General features: G+C 71.3%; 23 protein-coding genes. 9 read left to right on the plus strand and 14 right to left on the minus strand.

From position 1 onward, the window contains the following. Positions 1–284: 284 nt before the first annotated feature. On the minus strand, positions 285–1442 hold the full coding sequence (locus ACFYWX_RS16335; protein ID WP_389424688.1) for a peptidoglycan-binding protein: 1158 nt from the start codon (positions 1440–1442) through the stop codon (positions 285–287). Between the two features lie 162 nt (positions 1443–1604). Here ACFYWX_RS16335 and ACFYWX_RS16340 point away from each other — a divergent pair, with 162 nt between their 5' ends. Then, positions 1605–3641 (plus strand): DHA2 family efflux MFS transporter permease subunit, encoded by a 2037-nt coding sequence (locus ACFYWX_RS16340; RefSeq protein WP_389424689.1) that lies wholly within the window; start codon positions 1605–1607, stop codon positions 3639–3641. Positions 3642–3646: 5 nt separating this feature from the next. Here ACFYWX_RS16340 and ACFYWX_RS16345 read toward each other — a convergent pair whose 3' ends face one another. Together ACFYWX_RS16345 and ACFYWX_RS16350 are read right to left on the minus strand one after the other, a co-directional pair. Next, entirely contained in the window at positions 3647–4162 is a 516-nt protein-coding gene (locus ACFYWX_RS16345) for a GNAT family N-acetyltransferase (protein WP_389424690.1), read from the minus strand. Then, entirely contained in the window at positions 4159–4791 is a 633-nt protein-coding gene (locus ACFYWX_RS16350; protein ID WP_389424691.1) for a dihydrofolate reductase family protein, read from the minus strand. The genes ACFYWX_RS16345 and ACFYWX_RS16350 overlap by 4 nt, the downstream gene beginning before the upstream one ends. Positions 4792–5015: 224 nt before the next feature. Here ACFYWX_RS16350 and ACFYWX_RS16355 point away from each other — a divergent pair, with 224 nt between their 5' ends. Continuing rightward, positions 5016–5687 (plus strand): hypothetical protein, encoded by a 672-nt coding sequence (locus ACFYWX_RS16355; protein WP_389424692.1) that lies wholly within the window; start codon positions 5016–5018, stop codon positions 5685–5687. 5 nt (positions 5688–5692) lie between these two features. Beyond that, a complete protein-coding gene (locus ACFYWX_RS16360) occupies positions 5693–6301 on the plus strand; it encodes a hypothetical protein (protein ID WP_389424693.1) in 609 nt (202 codons plus the stop codon). On the opposite strand, the gene ACFYWX_RS16365 is transcribed toward ACFYWX_RS16360, so the two are convergent. Next, a complete protein-coding gene (locus ACFYWX_RS16365; RefSeq protein ID WP_389424694.1) occupies positions 6290–6730 on the minus strand; it encodes a DUF1992 domain-containing protein in 441 nt (146 codons plus the stop codon). The genes ACFYWX_RS16360 and ACFYWX_RS16365 overlap by 12 nt on opposite strands. Positions 6731–6854: 124 nt before the next feature. Here ACFYWX_RS16365 and ACFYWX_RS16370 point away from each other — a divergent pair, with 124 nt between their 5' ends. Then, positions 6855–7247: a hypothetical protein gene (locus ACFYWX_RS16370; RefSeq protein WP_389424695.1), complete on the plus strand. Its 393-nt coding sequence runs from the start codon at positions 6855–6857 to the stop codon at positions 7245–7247. Positions 7248–7267: 20 nt separating this feature from the next. Here the strand turns inward: ACFYWX_RS16370 and ACFYWX_RS16375 are convergent, their stop codons facing one another. Together ACFYWX_RS16375 and ACFYWX_RS16380 are read right to left on the minus strand one after the other, a co-directional pair. Further along, the gene (locus ACFYWX_RS16375; protein ID WP_389424696.1) at positions 7268–7939 is read right to left on the minus strand and encodes an O-methyltransferase; all 672 of its coding nucleotides are present in this window, start codon (positions 7937–7939) and stop codon (positions 7268–7270) included. Positions 7940–8050: 111 nt separating this feature from the next. Continuing rightward, positions 8051–9202, minus strand: a complete 1152-nt coding sequence (locus tag ACFYWX_RS16380) for a DUF2330 domain-containing protein (RefSeq protein WP_389424697.1) — start codon at positions 9200–9202, stop codon at positions 8051–8053. Positions 9203–9491: 289 nt separating this feature from the next. On the opposite strand from ACFYWX_RS16380, the gene ACFYWX_RS16385 reads away from it, so the two are divergent. Further along, complete coding sequence (locus tag ACFYWX_RS16385; protein ID WP_389424698.1) at positions 9492–11546, plus strand: bifunctional glycosyltransferase 87/phosphatase PAP2 family protein; 2055 nt, start codon at positions 9492–9494, stop codon at positions 11544–11546. Here the strand turns inward: ACFYWX_RS16385 and ACFYWX_RS16390 are convergent. Further along, positions 11500–13119, minus strand: coding sequence for a hypothetical protein (locus tag ACFYWX_RS16390; RefSeq protein WP_389424699.1), 1620 nt, complete (start codon positions 13117–13119; stop codon positions 11500–11502). The two genes, ACFYWX_RS16385 and ACFYWX_RS16390, sit on opposite strands and share 47 nt — an antisense overlap. 74 nt (positions 13120–13193) lie before the next feature. Then, complete coding sequence (locus ACFYWX_RS16395; RefSeq protein WP_389424700.1) at positions 13194–14384, minus strand: MFS transporter; 1191 nt, start codon at positions 14382–14384, stop codon at positions 13194–13196. A gap of 209 nt (positions 14385–14593) precedes the next feature. Here ACFYWX_RS16395 and ACFYWX_RS16400 point away from each other — a divergent pair, with 209 nt between their 5' ends. After that, entirely contained in the window at positions 14594–15829 is a 1236-nt protein-coding gene (locus ACFYWX_RS16400; protein ID WP_389424701.1) for a glycosyltransferase, read from the plus strand. Between the two features lie 569 nt (positions 15830–16398). On the opposite strand, the gene ACFYWX_RS16405 is transcribed toward ACFYWX_RS16400, so the two are convergent. After that, entirely contained in the window at positions 16399–16785 is a 387-nt protein-coding gene (locus ACFYWX_RS16405; RefSeq protein ID WP_389424702.1) for an ATP-binding protein, read from the minus strand. Between the two features lie 146 nt (positions 16786–16931). Between ACFYWX_RS16405 and ACFYWX_RS16410 the strand changes: the two genes are divergently transcribed. Together ACFYWX_RS16410 and ACFYWX_RS16415 are read left to right on the plus strand one after the other, a co-directional pair. After that, complete coding sequence (locus ACFYWX_RS16410; protein WP_389424703.1) at positions 16932–17780, plus strand: helix-turn-helix domain-containing protein; 849 nt, start codon at positions 16932–16934, stop codon at positions 17778–17780. Next, the gene (locus ACFYWX_RS16415) at positions 17740–18015 is read left to right on the plus strand and encodes a DUF397 domain-containing protein (RefSeq protein ID WP_389424704.1); all 276 of its coding nucleotides are present in this window, start codon (positions 17740–17742) and stop codon (positions 18013–18015) included. Before ACFYWX_RS16410 ends, ACFYWX_RS16415 begins: the two co-directional genes overlap by 41 nt. Here ACFYWX_RS16415 and ACFYWX_RS16420 read toward each other — a convergent pair. Beyond that, complete coding sequence (locus ACFYWX_RS16420) at positions 17999–19168, minus strand: steroid 3-ketoacyl-CoA thiolase (RefSeq protein WP_389424705.1); 1170 nt, start codon at positions 19166–19168, stop codon at positions 17999–18001. The two genes, ACFYWX_RS16415 and ACFYWX_RS16420, sit on opposite strands and share 17 nt — an antisense overlap. Positions 19169–19385: 217 nt before the next feature. Here ACFYWX_RS16420 and ACFYWX_RS16425 point away from each other — a divergent pair, with 217 nt between their 5' ends. Then, entirely contained in the window at positions 19386–20618 is a 1233-nt protein-coding gene (locus tag ACFYWX_RS16425; protein WP_389424706.1) for a cytochrome P450, read from the plus strand. Between the two features lie 152 nt (positions 20619–20770). On the opposite strand, the gene ACFYWX_RS16430 is transcribed toward ACFYWX_RS16425, so the two are convergent. The 4 genes from ACFYWX_RS16430 to ACFYWX_RS16445 all read right to left on the minus strand — a co-directional run bounded on the left by ACFYWX_RS16430 (position 20771) and on the right by ACFYWX_RS16445 (position 25270). Then, positions 20771–21190, minus strand: a complete 420-nt coding sequence (locus tag ACFYWX_RS16430; protein ID WP_389424707.1) for a transglycosylase SLT domain-containing protein — start codon at positions 21188–21190, stop codon at positions 20771–20773. A 275-nt stretch (positions 21191–21465) separates the two neighbouring features. Next, positions 21466–22353 carry an ECF transporter S component gene (locus ACFYWX_RS16435; protein ID WP_389424708.1) on the minus strand — a complete coding sequence of 296 codons (888 nt, stop codon included), beginning with the start codon at positions 22351–22353 and terminating at the stop codon, positions 21466–21468. Continuing rightward, on the minus strand, positions 22350–24131 hold the full coding sequence (locus ACFYWX_RS16440; protein WP_389424709.1) for an ABC transporter ATP-binding protein: 1782 nt from the start codon (positions 24129–24131) through the stop codon (positions 22350–22352). The genes ACFYWX_RS16435 and ACFYWX_RS16440 overlap by 4 nt, the downstream gene beginning before the upstream one ends. After that, positions 24128–25270 carry an energy-coupling factor transporter transmembrane component T gene (locus tag ACFYWX_RS16445; protein WP_389424710.1) on the minus strand — a complete coding sequence of 381 codons (1143 nt, stop codon included), beginning with the start codon at positions 25268–25270 and terminating at the stop codon, positions 24128–24130. Before ACFYWX_RS16445 ends, ACFYWX_RS16440 begins: the two co-directional genes overlap by 4 nt. Between the last annotated feature and the right edge of the window lie 7 nt (positions 25271–25277).

A 25277-nucleotide genomic window follows, 5' to 3' on the forward strand; every position in this document is an offset into this window, starting at 1 on the left:
CCTTGAGGCGGGCCGCGGAAGCACGACACTGACAAGAAGCGGGCGGACCCAACGGCCACTTCATCGGCAGGGGTTCACGGCAGCCGGCCCCGACGGTCGCACCAGACCCTCACCGTCTGAACAGCACCCTGCGTCATCTCGGGATCGTCCACTCCGCCGTCAGGTCGGCTCGCGTGGCCGGGGTGGCGTTGTGGACGCCGTACGCCCGCACCGGCCGCATGTTCGATGTTCGGGCCGTTGGCCGACGGCGAGGGACCGGGGCGCGGGCTTCCGGCCTTACGGCCTTACGGCTCCTTCGTCTCCGACTCCAGGGCCTTTCGTGTCGTCGGTCCGTACACGCCCAGTTCGTCGTCCTGGATGCCGCGGGACCACTGGTAGTTGCGTACGGCGTCCTCGACCTGGGTGCTGTACTTGCCGTCGATGTCGTCGTTGTAGAGGAACAACTGGCCCAGCCGCTGCTGGAGTTCCGTCACTTCCGCGCCGCGGTCGCCGTGGCGTAGGGCGACGTTGTCGGCGTCGCTGTCGCTGTCGGGGGCGCTCTGGCGGCTCGCGTTGTCCTCGGGCTTGAGGGGGGTGGTCGCGTCGGCGGCCGGTGTGGTCGGGGCCGGTTCGGTCGACGGTGAGGCGGAAGGGGGCGCGCTCGACGCCGACCGGGAGGGTGATGCGGTCGGACTGGCCGACGAGGGCGTGGTCGTGGGTGTCGGGGTGGGGGACGCCTTGGGCGGCGCCGACGTCGGAGGTGTGGAGGCGGCGCTCGTCGACGGGGCCGGTACTGCCGCTCGTACGTCCTTGGATGCCGAACCGTCCCTCGACGGCGTCTCGTAGGAGAACAGGCCGCTCGCGAACCCGGCCGCCGCCACCACCGCCACGACCGCCGCCGTGGCCCCGAGAAGGACCGTGCGGCGGTGACGGCGCGGTCTGTCGTCGGCTTCGACGTACGGGTTGCCCGAGGCGCCCGCGGCGTCCGAGACGTACGAGACCTCCTCAGCGACCGGCGCCCCCGGGGCGCTCTCGAACAGGCTCAGGTCCATCGCGCTGGGAGCGCCGGCCGGGGGTGCCAGGGGGGTGGGGAGCGCCGCGGTCGCCTCCGCCGGCCCGTGCTGCTCGGCTGCCACCGCGCGCAACGGCATCGTCGCGTCAGGAGCGGGCGGAGCCTGCCTCTCCTCGCGGCCCTGGCCGTCCTCGCGACCCTGCCCCTCCGCAGGACCCTGGCCCTCTACCTGCCCCTGCCCCTCCTCGGGGCCCTTGCGCGCCGCCTCCCCCTCGATCTCCACGTATGGCCGTATCCGCAACGGATCGAAGTCCTCCGCCGCGGCCGCCTCCGCCGTGCGCGCGTCGCGCAGGGCTTCGGACGCGCGCTGGGTGCAGGCGCACGACGGGGTGTTGTCCCGTGCCCGGAGCGCCCCGCACTGCGGGCACTGATGGCCGTTCGACTCGTCCACGTGTTCGGTCCTTCCCCATGCGAGCTCCAGAGATTATGCAGATCCTCCACACACGCACCCGCGATCGACCCCCGGAATGTGGCCTTCCAACAGGACTCAACGGGCCATAACTGGTCACACCGTTCACGATGGAAGGTGTCACGAGAGCTTCGGGAGGTCTTCATGGCCCTGGACACGCACGCCCGGACGGGAGAGGCGGAGCGGCACGTGCCGGGCAACGTCCTCGTGTCGATCGGCGCCCTGCTCCTCGGGATGCTGCTCGCCGCACTCGACCAGACCATCGTGTCGACAGCGTTGCCCACGATCGTCAGCGAACTCGGCGGTATGGAGCACCTGTCCTGGGTGGTCACGGCGTACATGCTGGCCTCGACGGCCGCGACCCCGCTGTGGGGAAAGCTCGGTGACCAGTACGGTCGGAAGCGGCTGTTCCAGATCGCGATCGTGCTCTTTCTCGTTGGCTCCGCACTGTGCGGGGCCGCACAGGACATGACCCAGCTCATCGCCTTCCGGGCCGTTCAAGGGCTCGGCGGTGGCGGGCTGATGGTGCTGTCCATGGCGATCGTGGGGGACATCGTCGCGCCGCGTGAACGCGGGCGGTACCAGGGGCTGTTCGGGGCCGTCTTCGGCGCCACCAGCGTGCTCGGACCGCTGCTGGGCGGGCTGTTCACCCAACATCTGAGCTGGCGCTGGGTGTTCTACGTCAACCTGCCGATCGGTGTCGTCGCCCTCGCCGTGATCGCGACGGCCCTGCACATCCCGCACCGGGCGACCCGGCACGTCATCGACTACCTCGGCACCATCCTCATTGCGTCCGTGGCCACCTGCCTGGTCCTGGTCGCCTCCCTCGGCGGCACGACGTGGGACTGGGGGTCCGCGCAGATCGTCGGGCTGGCGGTCCTCGGTGTCGTACTGGCCGCCGTGTTCGTGTTCGTGGAGCGGCGGGCCGCCGAGCCGGTCCTGCCGCTGAAGCTGTTCCGCATCCGCACCTTCACCCTGTCGGCCGTCATCAGCTTCATCGTCGGCTTCGCGATGTTCGGCGCGATGACCTACCTGCCGACGTTCCTCCAGGTCGTCCAGGGCGTCTCCCCGACCATGTCGGGCGTGCACATGCTGCCGATGGTGCTCGGCATGCTGCTGTCGTCCACCGGCTCCGGGCAGATCGTCAGCCGCACCGGGCGCTGGAAGGTGTTCCCGATCGTCGGCACGGGCGTGACCGCGCTCGGGCTGCTGCTGCTCCACCGGCTCGACGAGGGCAGCTCCACCGCCGAGATGAGCGCCTGTTTCTTCGTCTTCGGCCTCGGCCTCGGCCTCGTCATGCAGGTCCTCGTGCTGATCGTGCAGAACGCCGTCTCGTACGAGGATCTGGGCGTCGCCACCTCCGGCGCGACCTTCTTCCGCTCCATCGGCGCCTCCTTCGGCGTGGCCATCTTCGGTACGGTCTTCGCGAGCCGCCTGGGCGACAAGCTCACCGACGCCTTCCGGGGCGCCCAGCTCCCGCCCGGTGTCTCGGCGGACTCCCTGCAGGCCGACCCACGCGGCATCTCCGCCCTGCCGGCCGCCCTGCGCCCGGAGGCCCTGCACGCGTACGCGTCCGCCATCACCGACGTCTTCCTGTATGCAGCCCCGGTCGCCCTCCTCGGCTTCGTCCTGGCCTGGTTCCTGAAGGAGGAGCCGCTGCGCGGCTCGGTCACCGCCCCCGACGTGAGCGAGACGCTGGCCAGCAACCCGGTCGAGCGGTCGTCGTACGACGAGGTGTGCCGCGCGCTGTCCGCCCTCGGCACCCGGGAGGGCCGCCGCGAGGTCTACCGGAAGATCACCGCGCGGGCCGGGTACGACCTGCTCCCGGCGTCGAGCTGGCTGCTGCTGCGGATCAAGAGGTACGGCGGGGTGGAGCCTGCCGTGCTCGCCGACCGCAGCCCCGTACCGCTGGGCGTGATCATCGAGGGCGCCCGGCAGATCGAGGAGCGTCGGCTCGCCGTACGCGCCGGCGCCGACCTCGTGCTGACCGACGAGGGCCGCGAGGTCGCCGAGCGGCTGGCGGCGGCCAGGGAGGAGTCCCTGGCCGAGTTGCTCGGCGACTGGTGGGGACCGGACCGGCCCACCGACCTGGTGCAGCTCGTCAAGGAGTTGAACGAGGAGCTGTGCGGCTCGGACCGGGAACAGCCGCACGACGACCGGCCGGTGGTGCGCCGGGGCTGAGTGCCCTATCCGACCGGTGCACCCAGCCTCTTGCTGAACCAGTGCTCGGCGTACTGGTCGTCGTTGTGCGGCTCGGTCTCCGTGTAGCCGAGTCGGGCGTACAGCGCGCGGGCCTCCACGAGGTCGCCGCGGGTGTCGAGGACGATCCGCCCGGCGCCGAGCTCGCGGGCGGCGTCCTCGGCGACGGCGACGAGCAGCGCCGCGCCGCCCTTTCCGCGGGCCCCGGGCAGCAGGAACACACGCGTGAGCTCGGCGGTCGTCGCGTCGAGGAGCCGTACGCCCGCGCTGCCGGCCGGCTCACCCTCGTACCGCCCGACCAGCAGTCGTCCGCCGGGCGGGGCGAGGTCGGCGCCGGTGTGGGCGGCGATCTCCCGCTCCAGCTCGTCCGGGTCGGTCCTGCGCCCCTCGTGCAGCAGATACCAGCGGTCGCTGACCTCCGTGTAGTACGCCCGCCAGAGTGCTGCGGCGGCGGGGGAGTCGAAGGGTTCGGGGGCTACGGTCCAGGAGGTCATGTCGGTCATTCTCGGGAGGCGGCGGGTACCGCGCGCAACCGAATATGTGTGACCTCCGGTGAGTCCACGACCTGGGTCTTCTCCCACTCGATGTGCTGGTCGCCGAGGCCGTCGAAGAGCCGACGGCCGCCGCAGGCGAGGACCGGTACGACGTGCAGGAGGAGCTCGTCCAGCCATCCGGCGCGGATGAACTGCTGCACCAGGTCGGCGCCTCCCGCCAGCGACACGTCCTTGTCCCCGGCCGCCTCGCGGGCCAGCTCCAGAGCGCGCCCGGGACCCTGGGTGACGAAGTGGAAGGTGGTGCCGCCCTCCTTCACCAGCGGCTCGTGGGGGTGGTGGGTGACGACGTAGACCGGCGTGTGGAAGGGCGGGTTGTCGCCCCAGGGGATCTCGCCGGTGATGTACATGCCGTGCCCCATCACCACCGCGCCCGGCCGCTCCGCCCAATCCCCGATCAGCTCGTCGTCGGGGCCGCCCGTCCCGCCCTCCATCCCCTGCATCCGGCGGAACGTGCGCAGCCCGTACACCCACTGGTGCAGGCGTTCCCCGCCGATGCCCAGGGGGTGCTCGCGGCCCGACTCCGGGCCTGCGACATACCCGTCCAGTGACATGGCCAGCCGTGCGATGACCTCACCCATGACGACCTCCTCGAATCCTGCGGTGTCCTCGACGTCTTGACGCTTCGTGTCTTCACGTCTTCGCGTCCTCTCACCCTGACGTCGATCGGGGCGCCGCCGAATCGACACGCCCGTCACACCGGTTTCAGGCGGGGGCCGGTGGCCTGTAGCCGCCGTTTGGGAGGTGCCTTCCGGGCAACTCGACGGGAAACCCGGCCCACTGGGCCATACACCGGAAGGCAACCATGTCCACAGGCGTGATCATCGCTCTGATCGTGATCGTGGCGGCCGTCGTCGCAGTGGCGGCCGCCCTGACCCTGCGGGGCCGAGGAGCGCGGGGCGGAGGGAGCCTGAAGCGGCGCTTCGGGCCCGAGTACGACCGTGCCGTGGCCAGGCACGACGGAGACACCAAGGCCGCCGAGCGGGAACTCGGCGCACTCGTGGAGCGGCACGGCGGACTGCGCGAGCGGCCGCTGGAGCCGACGGAGCGGGAACGGTTCGAGGCCCGCTGGACGGACACGCAGGAGCGGTTCGTCGACTCGCCGCGGGAAGCGGTGGCCGAGGCGGAACAGCTGCTCTCCGAGCTGGCCGGAGCGCGGGGCTTCCCCGACGGCGGGCGGTACGAGGAGCAGGTCGCCGCGCTCTCGGTGCACCACGGGCACCACGTGCACGGCTACCGGCGCGTCCACAGCGTCGTGCGTGGGCGCGCGGGCAGTGAGCAGGACGGCCGGACCCCGGGCACGGAGGAGCTGCGCGAGGCGCTGGTCGAGGCCCGTGACCTGTTCGAGGACCTGATGGGCCCGGTGCGCCGCGACTCCGGCCGCCACCGCGCGACCCACGACCACCACAGCAAGGCCCGTGCCGGCGGCCGCGGTCACCTGCCGTCGTTCCACCGACACCAGACGAGCAAGGGGTGAGCGAGATGGCGGACGTGACATCCGACGAAGGCAAGCGACGCACACCGGCCCGGGGCACGCACGGCGGGCTCGGCGCGGGAGCGGAGGACGTTCCCACCGCGGGCGCGCCCCGCGCCGGAGGCCAGGGGATCCCCGAGGAACACGGCACGCCCATCGGCGGGAAGCCGGTGAGCGGGAGCCGGCAGACGGGCCGTGCGCTCGACGGGGAGACCACGGTCGGCCGGGATGACGCCCAGGACGTCCCCCGGGAAGGCGCCCTCGGGGCCACCGGGCCGAGTCGGAAGGCCCCCGCCGGCGCCGCTTCGGTCGCGTCGGACGAAGGAGCCCGGCTGCTCTCGCACGACGAGGCCGACAAGCTCGCGCTGCAACTGCACCACGCCGTGTCCGGGTTCGTGGACGAGCCACGGTCCGCCGTGGAGGAGGCCGACCACGTGCTGGAGGAGGTCGCCTCGCGCTTCACGGAGGCCGTGACGCGCCGTCGCCGCACCCTGCGCGGGGCGTGGCAGTCCACGGAGGGCGGCGAGGACAGGCCCGCGACGTCCACCGACACCGAGCAACTCCGCTTGGCCCTGCGCGACTACCGCGAGCTGGCGGAACGACTCCTACGCGTCTGAAGCATCCGAGTCTGCCTGCACATCCACCGCCGTCCGGCGCTCCCGCCACTGCCGTACGACGTCCTCGACGTCGTACGGCTTCTTGCCCAGCGGGGGGCCGGGCGGCGGTTTGAACATCATCTCGCGGATCTTGACGTTGACGTCGTCGATCAGCTTCCGCACGATCCGCTCCGAGGGCGCCGCGAGGGCCGCTACGAGCGTGTCCTCGGCCTCCTTGCGCAGGGCGAGGGCGGGCGGCAGGACCGACAGACCCTCGCGGGCCATCTTGCGCCGGATCCACCACAGTTCGTCGTACGTCGTGTCCGTTCCCGGCGGCAACGGTTTGCCCGCGCCGGGGAGTCGGTCGAACTCACCGCGAGCTTCCGCGTCTCGGATCTGTTTGTCGACCCAGGACTCGAACGGTACGCCCGGTGGCTTTCGCTCGGTCATGACTCCATTGTGCCGGACGCGGTGCCCACGGGCGATTTATCATGCGGCGGCGGTCGCCAACCAGGCCGCTCGCACGCACAGTTCAGCAGGACAGTGCACCAGGCACACTTCAGAAGGAGCGCACGTGCTCGAACTCACCATGGCCACCGTGTCCGGGACGGACGCGGGCGCCACGGCCGGCATGCTCATGGCCGACGCGCCCAGCGACCCGGGTGCCGTGCTCCGGGTGGGCCGGGACAAGTCCGTGTGCCGTCTCGCGACGCCCGAGGACTGGCTGTTCGTCTCGCGGGTCCACCTGGAGTTCCTGTGCGGCCCGGAGGGCGGCTGGCAGGTCACCTGGCTGCGCGGCTCGCAGCCCGACCCGTCCTCCGAGGTGCGGCTGGTGGTCGGGGAGTACGCGCAGACCATCGCGTACGGCGGCACCGTGCAACTGCCGAAGGGCGGCGCCGGCGAGATCGTCATCGTGGACCGCACCGGGCCGCGCAGCGTCAACGTCGGCTTCTACCACGAGGCGTAACCGCCTGCGCGGGGCTGGGACTACGCCAGCACCCGGGCCAGGGCGAAACCGTCGTAGCCCTTGCTGCCCACCGTCTGGACCGCGGTTCCGCTGAGGCGCGGGTGCGTGCCGATGAGTTCGATCGCGGCGCGGGTGCCCTGGATGTCGGGGGTGCTGCTGTCCACGTCGGCGACGCGGCCGCCCCGGACGACGTTGTCGACGACGATCAGGCTGCCCGCGCTGGTGAGCTTCAGCGCCCATTGCACGTAGTGGGCGTTGTTGGCCTTGTCGGCGTCGATGAAGACCAGGTCGAACGGGGGCGGGTTCTCGTCGGCGAGCTGGGGCAGCGAGTCCAGGGCCGCGCCGACGCGCACCTCGACGACCTTGTCGAGGCCGGCCCGGGCGATGTTGCGGCCGGCGACCTCGGCGTGCTTGGGGTTGTACTCCAGGGAGATCAGGCGGCCGTCGGCCGGGAGCGCCCGGCCCAGCCAGATGGTGCTGTAGCCCCCCAGTGTGCCGATCTCGAGAATGGTGCGGGCGCCCTGGATCTGGGCGAGCAGCTGGAGCAGCTTGCCCTGGTTCGCCGTGACGTTGACCTGCGGCAGGCCGGCCGCCTCGCTGTCCCGCAGCGCGGCGCGGGTGACCTCGTCGTCCGGGGTGAGGTGGGCGGTGAAGTACGCGTCGACGGCGTCCCAGATCTGCGAGTCGCTCATGCGCTCTGCCTCTCCAATACAAGTTAGATGCTCTAACTAGTTGTTCTGACGAAGATGCTCCGGCGCAGGTTCCTCCCCAAAAGTGCTCCCCGAGTACCCCGCGCGGCGATTTCAGCCGATCGGACCAGGGGGAGCGGGCGGCGTCTGCTGCGCTCCCGCCGGGACCGATTCCCACAGCCGGGGCCGCAGCGTCAGCCACACCAGGCCGATGGCGAGCGCGGCGAGGCTGCCGCCGACCGTCAGCAGCCAGACCGGGATCCCGCCCACCTTCCGCAGCCGCTCCTCGTAGATCACCTGCCGGTAGGAGTCGTCCGTCGCCGCGCGGCGCAGTTCGTGGTCGCCGGAGATCGTGGCCGGGGTGGGGAACTTCTGGCCCACGGCCGTCAGGAACGGCGTGCCGTCCGCCAGCTCGGCCAGCGGGGTGCCCGACGTCGCGGCGACCCGCCCGGCGAAGATGACACGGGGACGCTCGCCACCGATCCGGGAGGCCGGTTCCATGCGGTGCGGGGCGAGGACGTACAGGCCCAGCGACTGCGGAGCGCGGGCCGGCCGGGACAGACGCATGGGGTAGACGGGGCTGTCGGCGGTGAAGGTGAGGTGCAGCGGGTCGAGGGCGCCGTTCAGCGGGGTACCGGCGGTCTCGGGAGTGAGGCGGACCGCCACGTACTCCCAGCGCCGGTCGACGTACGGCTGGAGGGCGCTCTCCAGGCGGGGCGGGAAGGCGAAGCCGTTGGTGCGCAGCCAGCCGTCCAGGGCGCCGGGGTCGGTGGCGGTCAGCCGGGCCACGTCGAAGGGGCCGAGCCGCTGCCGTCCGACCACGCCCACCTGGGGCGGGGCGGCGTTGGCACTCTCGCCGGGCGGCGGCGCCCCGGCACCGTCGCCCGTGGTGAGCGGCCAGTCGCCGTCCTGCGGCCAGAAGTGGTAGCGGGCGCGTTCCACGGGGGCGGTCGCGGCGGTCAGCTCGTCGAAGAGCGCCGGGTCGCCGAGCTTCACGGTCGCCCGGCGCGGTACGGGCATGATCCACGCGGCCCGGTCGGCGTCGCCCGTGACCGACAGCCGCATCACGATCTGCTCCTGCTGCCCGTCCCACCGCACGACGGACACCTCCCGGCCCACGGAGACCTGCTGCCGCGACCCCGGAACCAGCGCCCCACACCCGCAGGCGTATGCGGGTGCGACGAGCGAGCCGAGCTGGAGTGCGAGGAGCGCCAGGACGACCGTCAACACGCGCCCACGCGCCCCACGCCGCAGTGAACCGCCCATGTCCCCGAGCACCCCGAAGCCCCTCCACCCCTCGTCACCTGGCCGGTCGGCGTCTACGACGGTATGGCGGGGGCTCCGGTTCCGTTCGTGGCGTGATCGTTCTCGCAATTTGCGGAGGCAACCTCGGCGCCCGCCGACTATCGTCTAGCGGACAAAAGGGGAACGGATGTCAGGTGAACCGGGGGTTGCCTGCGTCTCTGTCCTGGGGCGGTACGAGCCTCACAGGGTTCGTAGATCACATCCCTCGCGAGGGACGCGTGGGGCGAACGGGGCGGGAGGCCGACGAGGCGTGGCGAATGCGGATCACAGCAGGCGTCCGGTAAAAGCCTTCGGAGCGACAGCCGTCGGGGCGGCCAGGGCCCGCCTGCGCGCCGCTCGCCTCGGACTGTGGCTGATCGCCGCCGTCCTCGCCGTCCGACAGCTGGCCGTCGTCCTTGCTACACCCCGCGGAGAACGGCTGACGGACCTGGAGACCTGGGTCGGTCCGAACGGCGTCCTGCACGTGAAGGGGTCCCTCTACGACTCCACACGTTTCACCGGTACCCCCTTCGGGGGGCTCGTTCTCAAGCCTTTCACCCGTTCGGCCGAACAGGCCCTCGGCTGGGGCTGGACCTTCGGCACCCTCCTCCTGGTCGTCGCCCTCGGCCTGGTCGTCGCCCGCGCCCTGCCGCAGCCCGTCAGCCGCCGCACCGCGCTGCTGGCCGCGCCCGTCGCGATCAGCCTGCTCATGCTGTCGCTACCGGTGCGCAACACCCTCTGGCTCGGCCAGACCAGCATCATCCCGGTGCTCCTCGTCCTCCTCGGCTGCTTCGTCGTACGCGGGGAGCGCACCAGCGGCGTGCTCATCGGCCTCGCCGCCGCCCTGCAGCCCACGATGCTGCTGTTCACCCCGCTGCTGTGGTTCACGGGGCGCCGCCGCGCCGCCGCCTCCACCGGCGTCACGTTCGCCGCGTCCACGGCGATCGCCTGGGCGGCGATGCCGCACGACTCGTACACCTATTGGGTGCACCACATGGTCGGCGTCGGCCTCGGCGGCGAGGCGAACGACCTCGCCAACCAGTCCCTGCACGGCACCCTGCTCCGGCTCGGAGTGACCGGCCCCCTGGAGATCGGCCTCTTCTTCGCCCTCGGCGCCGCCGTCGCCTGCCTCGGCCTGCGCCGCGCCGTCCGCTACGCCCGCGACGGACAGCTGCTGCTCGCCGTCGCGATCACCGGCTGCGCCGCCATCGCGGTGTCGCCGACGAGCTGGCAGCACCAGCTGCTGTGGGTGCTGCTCGCGGTCGTCGGCCGGGTCGGCAGACGCACCTCCGACCGCTACCTGTGGCCGGTCGCCGTCGTCCTGGTGATGACGCTCCCGGCGAAGATGGTGCTGCCGGACATGACGCCGCTGTACCCGCTGCGCGACAACGTCGTCCTGCTGGCCGCCCTCGCCGCCGCCACGGTCGTACCGTTCCTGTCCCGCACATCGACGTACTACCGCGCGCCGATCCCCACGCAGTACGCGCCACCGGTCCCGGCCCGCTTCAGGCACGTCCCCCTCGTGCCCTTCCTGCGCCGGGTCCTCACCCGCCCCAACCTCCTGCTGGAACTCCTCCTGATCCGCGTCACCTACGCCGCCTACTCCAAGGTGCGGCTCGCGGCGACCGGCGGAAGCAACTCGAAGGGCCGGGTCCGGGCGGAGGAACACGGCCGGCAGATCCTCGACGTCGAACGCTTCCTGCACATCGACATCGAGCGCGCCGTCAACCACGCAGTCGCCAAGGTCGACTGGCTCCGCGAATTCCTCGACTTCTACTACGCGTCGTTCCACTTCGTCGTCCCGCTGACCGTCCTCGGCGTCCTGTACTGGCGCCGCCCGGTCGACTACCGCTGGGCCCGCTCCGCCCTCGGCTTCGCCACCCTCCTCGCCCTGGTCGGCTTCTGGCTCTACCCGCTGGCCCCGCCGCGCCTCATGCCGAGCCTCGGCATCATCGACACGGTCCACGGCGTCCAGGACTTCTCCGAGCCGGAATACGGCACGCTGACCGCGCTCACCAACCAGTACGCGGCGATGCCGTCGCTGCACTTCGGCTGGTCCCTGTGGTGCGGGATCGTCATCGCGATCGTCGCGCCGAAGTGGTGGATGAAGGCGCTCGGCCTGCTGCACCCGTTCTTCACCGTCACCGCGATCGTCGCGACCGGCAACCACTGGATCCTCGACGCGGCCGGCGGCGCCGCGGTGGTCGCCGCGGGCTTCGGCCTCACCTACGCCCTCCAGGGCCCCCGCGCCCGGCTCGCGACGGCGGCGGCAGCCGAGGTCAGCAGTGAGACCTCGGCACCGAAGAAGGACCGTACTCCGAGCTGATCCGGTACTCCCCGGGCTCGGTGACGGTGAGCCGAGTGAAGTCGCCTTCCCTGTTCAGACAGCCGTTGTCGACGCGCAGCCAGGGCGAGTAGGCGACGCGCACGGTCACCGGACCCGGCCGCGAGACGCGCAGCGTCAGGTCGGCGCTGGTCGTCCCCACGACGGTCCCCGGCGCCGAGACCAGCGGCACCGCGTCCCGCACCCGGTACACCCGCCAGTTCGCGTCCTGCCACACCGGCTCCAGCCAGTCCGGCCGGTCCTTACGCACCAGCCGCGCCTCGCCCCACGCGGACCCGTCCGGCTTCCCCCGCGGCAGGACGACGAAACCGACCGCCCAGTGGTCCAGCCACGCCCGGTAGGTCGCCGCGGAGAACGTCCCGTCGTAGAACAGACGGGCACGCTCCACATCGAGCTGGCGGTTCCAGCCGCGAGCGAGGTTGACGTGCGGGGCGAGCGCGGCGGCCTCGCGGTGGTCACGGGCCGGAACGGCCTCCACGCGTGTCCGGTCCGCACCGAGGCGCTGCAGCGCGTGCACGACGGGATTCGTGTCGGCGGCGTAGGCGGGAACGACCCTGTACGCCTTCAGGTCGTTCGCGGTCTTGTTGCCGACCCACCAGACGGAGAACACGAGCGCCATGACCATCAGACTGCGGCCGAGCCGCCGCAGCCGGGGCACGGAGAGCAACGCGGCGAGAAGCACGGCCGGCGCGAAGAGCTCGGCGAACCGCTCGACGTTCGTCCCTATCGGGGAGGGGATGAGATACACGAGCACGGTCCCGGCCGCGTACACGGCCCCGCTCCATCGCGCCACCCGCCACCCACGGGGCGCGAGCGCGGTGACGGCGAGGCCCAGGGCGACGGGCGGCCAGATGCGGCCGGGCGGCATCGGCTGTTCCCCCTCGAACGGGAAGAGGAGCGTGGTCATGCCGACCACGACGGCGGGGGGGACGAGAAGGACGAGGGCCCGCCCGTAGTCCCGCACGACGAGGAATCCCGCACCCACGACGGCGAGGAACAGCCCCGCGACCGGCGATGCCATCGTCGCCAGCGCCGAGTAGGCGCCCGCCAGGACGAGCCGCCGCTCCCCGGTCAGCAGGACGGCGGCGGCGAGCCCGAGGGCGACGCCCAGCGCGAAGGTCGTACGCCCCGAGGCCACGTCGCACCAGAGGGCCAGCGAGGCGAGGAGAGCCGGGCCGAGTGGCCTGCGGACCCCGGCCCGACCGATCAGCACGGCGGCGAGCCAGGAGGCGACGAGCCCGGAGACGGCGGTGACGGTGCGCACACCGAGGGCGGCCATCAGATACGGCGATATCAGGCTGTAGTTGGCGGTGTGCATCCCGCCGTACCAGAACAGGTTGTACGCCGACCCACCGTGCCGTGACGCGAACCCGGCCCAGGCTTCCTGTGCGGCGAGGTCACCTCCGCCGGTCGCGAGGAAGAGCCACCAGATCGCGTAGAGGGGGAGCAGCGGGAGGGTGGCGAGCAGGGGTAAGCGGTGGCGCTGCCAGAGGGGGTGCCTCTGGAGTTCGGCCGCGCGCGTCGGCCGGACGAGTATGTGTTCGGCTGGGACCACGGTTCCGTAGACGTGAAATCAGGGTGGTGAGTTCACTCCGGACAGGCGGCTGTCCCCGTGGTGTTGGACAGCGCTCAGGCCCTCGCCGGTACCGGGCGCCGGAGCAGGTAGACGGCCGCGGTCGAGGCCAGGACGGCCATGCAGGCGATGAAGACCAGCCCCGCGCCCTCCAGGCCGATCGGACCGGTCAGTACGCCCACGCCGATCACCGGGACCGAGATACCCGTGTACGCCACCACGAACAGCGTCGAGATGACGGCCGCGCGCCGGTCCGCCGGAGACGCCCCGGCCACCGCGGACAGCGCCGCGCGGAACGACAGCCCCTGCCCGCTCCCGCCGACGACCGCGCTCAGCACCACCAACGCCAGCAGGTCCCACACCAGCGCGCCCGCGAGCAGCGCGAGCCCGGCGAGGAGTCCGGCGCACCCCAGGGGCAGCGAACGCCCCACCCCGACCCGGCCGACGGCCAGTTGGCCGGCGGTCGAGGCGAAGAAGGCCAGCGCGACGACGAGTCCGCTCACGGCGTGGTTGTGCACGTCCAGGGACTCGGCGAGGAACGCCGGGCTGACCGAAGTGAACACCCCGAACAACGCGAACCCCACGAACGAGGCGATCGCCGCCGCCCCGAACACCGCCCGCACCTGCGAGGGCACACCGGGCCGCCGCGGCCGCGCGCTGCTCAGCGGCCGCCGCTCTCGCACGGTCTCCGGAAGCCGCAGCAGAACGCCGGCCGAGCAGGCCACCAGGGCGAGGTGCACGGCGAACGGCAGGTACAGCGGCCAGGGAGCGTACTGCGCGAGCACCCCGGCGAGCAGAGGACCGCACCCAAGCCCGCCCATGTTGGCGGCGGTCGCGACCAACGTGGCCCGGGAGCCGCCCCCGGACGGCGCCAGCTCCATCACGTACGCCGTGGCGGCCCCGGTGAACAGACCGGCGGACAGCCCCGACAGCAGCCGCCCCGCGTACAACCAGCCCAGCCCGGTGGCGCACAGAAAACAGACGGCACTGGCGGCCGCGAACCCCAGACCCCACAGCAGCACCGGCCGCCTCCCCACGACGTCCGAGGCGTTGCCCACCAGCAACAACACACCGATGACCCCGAAGGCGTACACCGCATACACGACGGTGACGGTCAGCTCGGAGAACCCGAACTTCTCCTGATAGAGGGGGTAGAGGGGAGTGGGCAACGTGGTGCCGGCCATGCACACGACGAACACGGCCCCGCCGAGCAAACACTGACGCCACCCTCGACGATCACCGTCCATGCGCCGACGGTAACTCCGCACACCATCCCGACCCGACCCGGCACGCCCGGCGCAACGGCCCACAGCGGACGACGAAAAGGAAAAGGCAAGGAGATCCCACTCCTTGCCACTATCAATCTATAGCGCACCGGGGGGCTTGCGGCAAGACCCCGGTTGTACCGCAGAATCGGCGGCCGAAAGCCAGGACCTGCGGAAACGGGAGTCACGAAATGCGAGTGTTATTGACGACGTGGGGGTCGCGCGGAGACGTCGAACCGCTGGCGGGACTGGCGGTGGCGTTGCGGGAACTCGGCGCGCAGGTGCGGGTGTGCGCACCGCCGGACGAGGAGTTCGCGGCGCTGCTGGCGCGTGTCGGTGTGGAGCTGGTGCCGCTGGGCCCGTCGGTGCGCTCGGTGGTCGCCGGCACGAAGCCACCGACGGCAAAAGACGCGTTCCGGCTCGCCCCCGAGCTGGTCGCCGCGAGGTTCGACACGCTCACCGCGGCAGCCAACGGATGTGACGCCCTGCTGGCAACCGGCCTGATGCCGGCCGGCGCACGGGACGTGGCCGAGAAACTGGGCATCCGCTACGTGCTCGCGTGCTTCCACACCCTGGGACTGCCGTCACTGCACTTCCCTCCCGGGAGGCGGCCGGGCACGCCGTCCCCGGAGGGCGAGACCGACAACCGGGTGCTGTGGGAGCAGGACGCCCAAAGGGTGAACGCGTTGTACGGCGAAGCGCTCAACACCCACCGCGCGGCGATCGGCCTGCCACCGGTGGACAACGTCCGCGACCACGTCCTCACCGACCGGCCGTGGCTGGCGGCGGACCCGACGCTGTGGCCGTCGCAGGGCGGGACGGAGCTGGACGTCGTGCAGACCGGGGCGTGGATCCTGCCCGACGACCGTCCGCTCCCAAAAGAGCTGGAGGCGTTCCTGGACGCCGGTGAACCACCGGTGTACGTGGGCTTCGGCAGCCTCGCCTCGCACGCCCCGAAGGACATCGCCAGGGTGGCCACCGAAGCGAGCCGCGCGCAAGGCCGCCGCGTACTCCTCGCCCGCGGCTGGGCCGACCTGGCCCCGATCGACGACGCCGACGACTGCTTCGTGGTCGGCGAGGTCAACCAGCAGGCACTGTTCCCCCGGGTGGCCGCCGTCGTACACCACGGCGGCGCGGGCACCACGACGACGGCGGCCCGGGCCGGTGCGCCCCAGGTGGTGGTCCCCCAGATCGCGGACCAGCCGTACTGGGCCGCCCGTGTGGCCGAACTGGGCATCGGCACGGCCCACGACGGCCGGACGCCGACCTTCGACTCCCTGTCCGCCGCACTCACCACAGCCCTGACGCCCGAGACCCGCGCACGAGCGAGGGCCGTGGCCGGCACCATCCGCAGCGACGGGGCGACGGTGGCCGCGAAACTGCTACTCGACGCCGTCAGCCACGAAAGTCCGCCCGCGTCCGCGTGAACCACGCGGACTCGTCGAGTCACGCCGGGTGGGCAGTGCGTTGGAGGCTCTGCGCCACCCATCGGCCCCCGCCTCCCCCGCCTCGGCCACTCCGGTGACCCATTTCCTCCAATCGACCTCACCCACCCGCCGCGCCGCCAAGCCCACCCGGCGTCCATGCGAGGCGCCGACGCGCACCACCCACCGGCCGTCAGCCGCTGAGTCCACCCGGCGTCCATGCGAGGCGCCGACGCGCACCACCCACCCGCCGCGCCGCCAAGCCCACCCGGCGTCCATGCGAGGCGCCGACGCGCACCACCCACCGGCCGTCAGCCGCTGAGTCCACCCGGCGTCCATGCGAGGCGCGAGCGCGCGCCCTCAACCCCGGCCCGCAACGCAGCCCGCCCAAGGGAACGCACACCTCGGTCACCCGCTTTTCCGGGCCGCTCGCTCGCTTCTCACCCGTGCTGGAGCGGACCGGGTCAAGGGTCGGCCGAAGGCCGATCGGCGCAGCCGACGCGAAGCGCCCTTGAGGCGGGCCGTGGAAGCACGACACTGACAAGAAGCGGGCGGACCCAACGGCCACTCCGCTAGCAGGCGTCCACAGGAACTGCCCCGGCGCCGCACTCGAACCAGATGGTCTTGCCGGCCGAGGGCCACGGGGACACGCCCCACTTGTCGACGACCGCGTCCAGCAGCATGAGTCCCCGGCCGCCCTCCGCTTCCAGCGACACCTCACTTGGCGCGCAGGGGAGTTCAGGGCCGCCGTCCGTCACCTCGACCCGGATTCCCTCCGTCTGACGTAGGAGCAGGAACGTGCAGCGGCGGTCCGGGACGTGGCGTACGACGTTGGCGATCAGCTCTGTCGTGGCCAGCTCCACCGCGTCGGAGAGGTCCGCCAGCCCCCACTCGTCCAGGAACGAGCGGACGATGCGGCGGATGTGCCGGGCCGAGTGTTCGCCGACGGTCAGGCTCATGCGGTACTGCGTAGGGCGTGGGGCCGCCATGAGCGTGGGGGGAAAGTATTCGTTCACAGGACGAGGCTGGCCTGCCGTGACTACTCTCGGCTACAGCACGGATACAACGCGTCCTGCTGTGGACAGAGTTGCTAGAGAGGCCGCACGTGACCCACATCAACGTCCTGGATCCGGGAGCTTCGCCGCTTGATTACTACGGCTTCGAGTTGCGTCGACTGAGGGAAGCTGCTGGGCTGACGCAGCGACAACTCGGGGACATCGTCAACTACACGGGTTCGTTGGTCGGGCAGGTCGAGACAGCGAGGAAACTGCCGACGCCGGAGTTCAGCGAGCGTGTGGACGCGGCGCTGGGGACGGGCGGGTTACTGTCCCGGCTCGTCGGACTGGTGATGCGTAGTCAACTTCCGGCCTGGTTCCAACAGGTCGCGGAGTTGGAGGCGCGGGCCGTCAAGATCTCCACCTTCCAGACGCACATGGTCCACGGACTCCTCCAGACCGAGGCGTACGTGCGTGCCGTGTTGGGCTCCCTCGACGAAACCGACCTCGACGACCGCACCGCCGTCCGACTCGCCCGCCAGCGCATCTTCGAGAAGGCGATGCCGCCCGTGCTGTGGGCGATCATCAGCGAGGCCGCGCTGTGTCAGGAGATCGGCGACACCGAGGTCATGCGCGGGCAACTGGCCCACCTGTTGTCGTTCGAGAGCAATCCTCGGATCAACGTCCAGGTGCTGCCGTTCTCGACCGGGGCGCACGCAGGACTGCAAGGCTCGTTCACCCTCTACCGGTTCGAGAAGGACCCGTCCATCGTCTATACCGAGGGGTATGGCAGCGGGCATCCCACCGCGAACCCGGACACCGTCAGCGACTGCTCGCTCCGTTACGATCATCTTCAGGCCGCCGCGCTCTCCCTCAGGGATTCGGCGGATTTGATCCGGCGTGTGATGGAGGAACGCTATGGCGAACAACGGGATTCCGGCGGGGATCACGTGGCGTAAGTCCAGCTACAGCGGCGATCAGGGCGGCGAGTGTGTGGAGTGCGCGCCGCTCAATGGTCTGGCCTGGCGCAAGTCGTCATACAGCGGCGACCAAGGGGGCGACTGCGTAGAGATCGCCGAAGCCCCCTGCGCCACCGTAGCCGTACGCGACTCCAAGACCCCCAGTGGGCCGGTGCTCACCCTCGCACCCTCCACCTTCGCGGCCTTCGTCTCCTGGACTACAACCGCTGAATAATCGTCCCCGTAGCCAACCCGCCCCCCGCGCACATAGTCACCAGCGCGAACTCCTTGTCCGTCCGCTCCAGTTCATGCAGAGCCGTCGTGATGAGCCGGGCTCCGGTGGCCCCCACCGGATGCCCGAGGGCGATCGCGCCGCCGTTGACGTTGACCTTCGTCAGGTTCTGTTCGAAGACCTGAGCCCAGCTCAACACAACGGACGCGAACGCCTCGTTGATCTCAACCAGGTCGATGTCCTTCAACGACATCCCCGCCTTGCCCAGCACCGCACGCGTCGCGTCGATCGGCCCGTCGAGGTGGAAGTGAGGGTCGGCGCCAACAAGCGCCTGGGCAACAATCCGCGCCCTCGGCTTCAACTTCAGCGCCCGCGCCATCCGCTTCGACGCCCACATGATCGCCGACGCCCCATCAGAAATCTGCGACGAGTTGCCCGCCGTATGCACCGCGGTCGGCATGATCGGCTTGAGGCCGGTCAGCGCGTCCATCGTCGTGTCGCGGAGCCCTTCGTCGTGGTCGACCAGGCGCCACATGCCCTGCCCGGAGGCCTGTTCCTCCTCGGTCGTGGGGACCTGGACCGCGAAGGTCTCCCGCTTGAAGCGTTCCTCGGACCAGGCGATGGCCGCCCGTTCCTGGGAGGTCAAACCCAACGCGTCGACGTTCTCCCTCGTCAAGCCTCGATGTCGCGCGATGCGTTCCGCTGCCTCGAACTGGTTGGGGAGGTCGACGTTCCATTCCTCCGGGAACGGCTTACCCGGGCCGTGCTTGGAGCCCGAGCCCAGCGGGACGCGTGACATCGATTCGACGCCGCAGCTGATGCCGACGTCGATGACGCCCGCCGCGATCATGTTGGCCGTCATGTGGGACGCCTGCTGCGAGGAGCCGCACTGGGCGTCGACCGTGGTCGCGGCTGTCTCGTAGGGGAGGCCCATGGTGAGCCAGGCCGTGCGGGCGGGGTTCATGGACTGTTCGCCGGCGTGGGTCACCGTGCCGCCGACGATCTGCTCGACGCAGTCGGCGGGGATGCCGGTGCGGCCGAGGAGTTCGCGATAGGTCTCGCCCAGGAGGTAGGCGGGGTGCAGATTGGCGAGCGCGCCGCCGCGCTTGCCGATGGGGGTGCGGACGGCTTCGACGATGACGGGTTCGGCGGCCATGGGTGCGGGTCCTTTCCTCCGAACGTGCCTGAACGTGCCCGAACGTGCCGGAACGTGCCGGAACGTGAGCGGAACTGGAACTAGTACGTGTTCTAGTTCTCTGGAGCAGTCTGCGGAAGTGATGTGCGTCACCGCAAGGGTCTTGCAGGCTTCAGGGTCCTGAACTACCTTCACCGGACCCATATTCTGATGGACCGTCAGATGGCTGGAGCTGCCCATGCCCTGTCCAGCACTGCCCGACGGGTTCGACTTCACCGACCCCGACCTGCTGCACCACCGTGTGCCTCACCCGGAGTTCGCCGAACTGCGCCGGGCCGAGCCGGTCCGCTGGATCCCGCAGCCGGGGAACGTGGCCGGCTTCCAGGACGAGGGCTACTGGGCCGTGACCCGGCACGCGGACGTCAAGTACGTCTCCACGCACCCGGAGATCTTCTCGTCCTTCCTCAACACCGCGATCATCCGCTTCAACGAGCACATCGAGCGCGACGCGATCGACGCCCAGCGACTGATCCTGCTGAACATGGATCCGCCCGAGCACACGCGCGTCCGGCAGATCGTGCAGCGCGTCTTCACGCCGAGGGCCATCCGGGCGCTGGAGGAACGCCTGCGGACACGCGCCGGGGACATCGTGGCGGCGGCGCGGGAGCAGTCCGGCTCCTTCGACTTCGTCACGTCCGTCGCCTGCGAGCTGCCGCTTCAAGCCATCGCCGAGCTGATCGGGATACCCCAGGACGACCGGGCCAAGATCTTCGACTGGTCCAACAAGATGATCGCGTACGACGACCCGGAGTACGCCATCACCGAGGAGGTCGGCCAGGAGTCGGCCACCGAACTCATCGCGTACGCCATGAACATGGCCGCCGACCGCAAGCAGTGCCCGGCCAAGGACATCGTCAGCACGCTGGTGGTCGCCGAGGACGAGGGGAGCCTCCGCTCCGACGAGTTCGGGTTCTTCGTGCTGATGCTGGCCGTGGCCGGCAACGAGACGACCCGCAATGCCATCACTCACGGGATGCACGCCTTCCTCACCCACCCCGAGCAGTGGGAGCTGTACAAGCGGGAGCGGCCCTCCACCGCCGCCGAGGAGATCGTGCGGTGGGCGACGCCCGTGGTCTCCTTCCAGCGGACGGCGACCCAGGACACCGAACTCGGGGGGAAGAAGATCAAGAAGGGGGACCGGGTCGGGATCTTCTACGCCTCGGCCAACCATGATCCCGAGGTCTTCGAGAACCCGGACCTCTTCGACATCACCCGCGATCCCAATCCCCACCTGGGCTTCGGTGGCGGCGGGCCGCACTACTGCCTCGGCAAGTCCCTCGCCGTCCTGGAGATCGACCTCATCTTCAACGCCATCGCCGACGCCATGCCCGGACTCCGGCTCGTGGACGACCCGCGGCGGCTGCGTTCCGCGTGGATCAACGGGGTGAAGGAACTCCGGGTCAGCGCATGAGTGAAGGCGGCGGCCCCGGGGATCGAGGGCCGCCGCCTTCACGTGCGGTGGGGTGAGAATCACCCGGCTCAGTACCAGCCGTCGGCGGCTCAGTACCAGCCGTTGGCGGCTCAGTACCAGCCGTCGGCGGCTCAGTACCAGCCGTCGGCGGCTCAGTACCAGCCGTTGGCCTGCCAGAAGTTCCAGGCGCCGACCGGGCTGCCGTAGCGGGACTTCATGTAGTCCAGGCCCCACTTGATCTGGGTCTTGGCGTTGGTCTTCCAGTCGGAGCCGGCCGAGGACATCTTGGAGCCGGGCAGGGCCTGGACCAGGCCGTAGGCGCCGGAGGAGGCGTTGGTGGCGTTGACGTCCCAGCCGCTCTCGTGCTGGACGATCCTGGAGAAGGCGTTGTACTGCGCGGCGTCAGGGATCATCTTGTGCGCGATCGTCCTGGCCTCGGAGGCGGAGTCCACGGTGGCGGCCGCGTGAGCGGGAGCCGCGGTCAGCGCGATACCGGCGGTGGCGGCGGCCACGGCAGCGGTCGTGAGGGCCTTCTTCGGGGAAGCGATGCGGCGGATGAAAGCGACGGACACGGAGAACCTTTTCTTCGGGGACTGGGGTGTGTCGCGGACATACGTCGGCGCCGAGGCCCGTGGGCTTGTCGGCGCCGTGCGACGTCATCCACAGAAGCAGGCTCGGAAGGCGTCCGCAATGAACCCTTTTACTAGTTATGGCCGCATCCGGCCGAAAATCGGACTCTGTGACCTGGCTCTCAATGTGCAGGTCAGAGGGGGTAGGACCGCGTACATGACAGGCGGTTTGTGGGTACGGCCCTGCCTCGTAGGTGAGCTGGGTCATGTGGGGTGGTTCACGGCCCGGGGGCGTCGAATGTGACCTCGCTCTCGAAGGCCGCCCGGCGCGTGGCCCGGCGCAGGGCCCGGAGCACCGCCGGGCCGAGGGTGAGGGTCAGGACGACGGTGACGATCGCCCGGCCCAGGTCCCAGCCGAGGGACGTGGCCAGGCAGTACGCGACGAAGCGGGCCAGGTTGGCGGGGATCGTGGCGTCCGGGTCGAAGGCGATGGCCGAGGCGTTGCGGTCCATGAAGGGCCAGCCCTGCATGTTCATCGCCGTGCCGTAGGCGAAGGCGGCCAGGAAGCCGTACCCGGCCAGGAGCAGCAGCTCGGCCCGGCCGCGCAGCCGGTCCGCGCCCGGCAGCAGGCCCGCGCCCATCGTGAACCAGCCCATCGACAGCATCTGGAACGGCATCCACGGGCCCACCCCGCCCGTGAGCAGCGCCGACGCGAACATCGTCACCGAGCCGAGCACGAAGCCGAAGCCCGGGCCGAGGACCCGGCCGCTGAGCACCATCAGGAAGAACATCGGCTCGATACCGGCCGTACCCGCGCCGATCGGCCGCAGCGCCGCACCGGTCGCCGCGAGCACACCGAGCATGGCCACCGCCTTCGCGCCCAGCCCCGACTCGGAGATCGTCGCGCCGACGACCGCGACCAGGAGCACCAGCAGTCCCGCGAAGAGCCACGGCGCGTCCTGCGCGTGCGCGGTGAGCTGCGAGGCGGGCGGGGCGAGGAAGGGCCAGCCCAAGGAGACGACCCCGACCGCGCTGACCAGGGCGAGGGCGGCGAGGGAGCGAGGGCCGAGGCGGACGGCACGGACCTGGCGGTCGTGCGGCGGCGCCCCCGCGCGAGGGCCCTTTGCAGGCGCGCTCACGCGAGGGCCCTCCGTAGGCGCGCTCATGCGAGGGCCTTACGTACCTGCGCGACCGTGAGCCACTGCTGCGGGGCCAGGATCTTCGTCACTTGCGGCGCGAACGACGGGGAGGAGACCACGACCTCCGCCGTCGGGCCGTCGGCGATCACCTCGCCGTCGGCGAGCAGGACGACCCGGTGGGCCAGCTCGGCGGCGAGCTCCACGTCGTGCGTGGCCAGGACGATGGCGTGACCGGCGGCGGCGAGTTCCCGCAGGATGCTCACCAGGCGGGCCTTCGCCGCGTAGTCCAGGCCGCGGGTCGGCTCGTCCAGGAGGAGGAGCGGCGGGCGGGCCGTGAGGACGACCGCCAGCGCGAGCGCCAGGCGCTGGCCCTCGGAGAGGTCACGGGGGTGGGTGTCGTCGGTGATGCCGGGGAGCAGGTCCGAGGCGAGCGCGCGGCACGTGCCGGGGGCGGCGTCCGCGTCCCGGTCGGCCGCCGTGCACTCGGCGGCGACCGTGTCGGCGTACAGCAGGTCGCGCGGCTCCTGCGGGACCAGACCGACACGGCGTACGAGGTCCCGGGGCGGGGTCCGGTGGGGGATCGCACCGCCGACGCGCACCGATCCGGACGACGGCTCGACCAGTCCGACGAGGGTGTTGAGCAGCGTGGACTTTCCGGCGCCGTTGCGACCCATGAGGGCCACGGTCTCGCCGGGGGTGACGGTGAGGTCGACGTGACGCAGGGCCTGGATCCGGGCGCGGCGCACGGCGAGGGCGCGGATCTCGGCCACGGGCCCGGTAGTTGGAGTGGGCTCGGGGGTGCGCTTGCGCCAGCGGCGGCGAAGTGCGGGGGGCGGTACGGGTGTTGTGGTGACCCGTGGGGTGTCGGGCGGTACGGGTGTTGTGGTGACCCGTGAGGTGTCGGGCGGTACGGGTGTTGTGGTGATCGGTGGGGTGTCGGGCGCTACGGGTGTGGCGGTGATCCGGGGAGTGTCAGGGGTCTCCCGGCGATCGGCGAGGCGTTCCCGTAGCTCTCCCGCCCGTCGGCGGGCGTCCCGGACGGTCAGGGGAAGCGGGGACCAGCCTGCCAGCCGGCCCAGGTCGACCACCGGCGGGTACACCGGCGATACGGCCATGATGTCGGCCGGCGAGCCGAGGACCGGTGCCGCGCCCGGGCTCGGGAGGAGGGCGACCTGGTCGGCGTACTGGATGACGCGTTCCAGGCGGTGTTCGGCCATGAGGACGGTCGTACCGAGGTCGTGCACCAGGCGTTGGACGACCGCGAGGACCTCCTCCGCGGCGGCCGGGTCCAGCGCCGACGTCGGCTCGTCGAGGACGAGGACCTTGGGGTGCGGGGTGAGGACGGAGCCGATCGCGACGCGCTGCTGCTGACCGCCGGAGAGGGTGGCGATGGGGCGCTCGCGGAGGTCGGTCAGACCGAGGAGGTCGAGGGTCTCCTCGACCCGGCGCCGCATCACCTCCGGCGGCAGGCCCAACGACTCCATGCCGTAGGCCAGTTCGTCCTCGACGGTGTCGGTGACGAAGTGCGACAGCGGGTCCTGGCCCACCGTCCCCACCACGTCGGCGAGTTCGCGCGGCTTGTGGGTGCGGGTGTCCCGGCCGGCGACCGTGACGCGGCCGCGCAGGGTGCCGCCGGTGAAGTGCGGGACGAGGCCGCTGACGGCACCGAGGACCGTGGACTTGCCGACGCCCGACGGGCCCGCGAGGAGAACGAGTTCACCCTCCGGGACCTCGAAGTCCACGCCCTGGACGGTGGGTTCGCAGGCTCCGTCGTACGTCACGGAGACGTTCTCGAAACGGATCACGACGGCTCCTTGGGGACGGGGGCGGGGGTGGAGGCTGGAGTGGAGGCAGGGGCAGGGGCAGGGGCGGGGGCGAGGAAGGCGGGGAGGAGGCCGAGGAGGACCGCCGCGGCCGGCCACAGGGGGAGGGTGGGCGCGACGAGGGGGACGGTGGTGGGGTGCAGGGCCGTCGGGTCGGTGGACGCGGCGACGGTGAGGAGGACGGCGACCGCGATGCCGGCCCCGGCGACCAGGCAGGCGCGGACGTTCCAGGTGTCCGGGCGGTATCGGGTGCGCGGGGAACGGCGGCCGCCGAGGCGCAGGCCCGCGAGGGCGGCGGCGAGTCCGGTGAGGAGGAGGGGCAGGCCGTAGGTGCCGCCCGCGGCGGTGAGCAGGCCGTACGTTCCCGCGCAGACGCCGAGCAGGCCGCCCAGGGTGAGGGCGGTGGTCGTACGGCGGACCGGGGCGGGGACCTCGGCGGTACGGCCGTAGCCCCGCGCGTCCATTGCGGCGGCGAGGGCGACGGAGCGCTCCAGGGCACCCTCCAGGACGGGCAGGCCGACCTGGAGCAGGCCGCGTATGCCCTTGTCCGGGCGGCCGCGCAGGCGGCGGGCGGCACGTAGGCGCTGGACGTCGGCGATGAGGTTCGGGGCGAAGGTGAGGGCGACGACCACGGCCACGCCCATCTCGTACAGGGCGCCGGGGAGGGACTTGAGGAGGCGGGTGGGGCTGGCGAGGGCGTTCGCGGCTCCTACACAGATGAGGAGAGTGGCCAGTTTCAGGCCGTCGTAGAGCGCGAAGAGAAGGCCTTCCGCCGTGACCTTGCCCCCGAGGCGGATGCCCTGGGCCCAGTGGGGGAGCGGGACTTCGGGGAGGGTGACGATCACGTGGGTGCCGGGGATGGGGGAGCCGAGGACGAGGGCGAAGAGGAGGCGGACCAGGATGACGGCCAGGGCGAGTTTGAGGAAGGCGGTGTAGGAGCGGGCGGTGGGGGTGTGGGGGCGGTGGGTTGCCACTACGTAGGCGGAGGTGGTGATGAGGAGGGCGAGGAGGAGGGGGTTGGTGGTGCGGGTTGCTGCGGTGCCCAGGGAGAGGGACCAGAGCCACCAGGCGCCGGGGTGCAGTTGGGCCGGGCGCCGGTACCGGGGGGTGGGTCCGCTCACCGGCGCC

It is taken from the genome of Streptomyces sp. NPDC002888, from assembly GCF_042888465.1.
Taxonomy (GTDB): domain Bacteria; phylum Actinomycetota; class Actinomycetes; order Streptomycetales; family Streptomycetaceae; genus Streptomyces.

Excerpts from the sequence above, each read along its gene's own strand:
- ACFYWX_RS16340 (WP_389424689.1), top strand. The coding sequence starts at position 1,605 with ATGGCCCTGGACACGCACGCCCGGACGGGAGAGGCGGAGCGGCACGTG.
- ACFYWX_RS16345 (WP_389424690.1), bottom strand. The coding sequence starts at position 4,162 with ATGACCGACATGACCTCCTGGACCGTAGCCCCCGAACCCTTCGACTCC.
- ACFYWX_RS16350 (WP_389424691.1), bottom strand. The coding sequence starts at position 4,791 with ATGGGTGAGGTCATCGCACGGCTGGCCATGTCACTGGACGGGTATGTC.
- ACFYWX_RS16355 (WP_389424692.1), top strand. The coding sequence starts at position 5,016 with ATGTCCACAGGCGTGATCATCGCTCTGATCGTGATCGTGGCGGCCGTC.
- ACFYWX_RS16360 (WP_389424693.1), top strand. The coding sequence starts at position 5,693 with ATGGCGGACGTGACATCCGACGAAGGCAAGCGACGCACACCGGCCCGG.
- ACFYWX_RS16365 (WP_389424694.1), bottom strand. The coding sequence starts at position 6,730 with ATGACCGAGCGAAAGCCACCGGGCGTACCGTTCGAGTCCTGGGTCGAC.
- ACFYWX_RS16375 (WP_389424696.1), bottom strand. The coding sequence starts at position 7,939 with ATGAGCGACTCGCAGATCTGGGACGCCGTCGACGCGTACTTCACCGCC.
- ACFYWX_RS16380 (WP_389424697.1), bottom strand. The coding sequence starts at position 9,202 with ATGGGCGGTTCACTGCGGCGTGGGGCGCGTGGGCGCGTGTTGACGGTC.
- ACFYWX_RS16395 (WP_389424700.1), bottom strand. The coding sequence starts at position 14,384 with ATGGACGGTGATCGTCGAGGGTGGCGTCAGTGTTTGCTCGGCGGGGCC.
- ACFYWX_RS16400 (WP_389424701.1), top strand. The coding sequence starts at position 14,594 with ATGCGAGTGTTATTGACGACGTGGGGGTCGCGCGGAGACGTCGAACCG.
- ACFYWX_RS16405 (WP_389424702.1), bottom strand. The coding sequence starts at position 16,785 with ATGAGCCTGACCGTCGGCGAACACTCGGCCCGGCACATCCGCCGCATC.
- ACFYWX_RS16415 (WP_389424704.1), top strand. The coding sequence starts at position 17,740 with ATGGCGAACAACGGGATTCCGGCGGGGATCACGTGGCGTAAGTCCAGC.
- ACFYWX_RS16420 (WP_389424705.1), bottom strand. The coding sequence starts at position 19,168 with ATGGCCGCCGAACCCGTCATCGTCGAAGCCGTCCGCACCCCCATCGGC.
- ACFYWX_RS16425 (WP_389424706.1), top strand. The coding sequence starts at position 19,386 with ATGCCCTGTCCAGCACTGCCCGACGGGTTCGACTTCACCGACCCCGAC.
- ACFYWX_RS16435 (WP_389424708.1), bottom strand. The coding sequence starts at position 22,353 with ATGAGCGCGCCTACGGAGGGCCCTCGCGTGAGCGCGCCTGCAAAGGGC.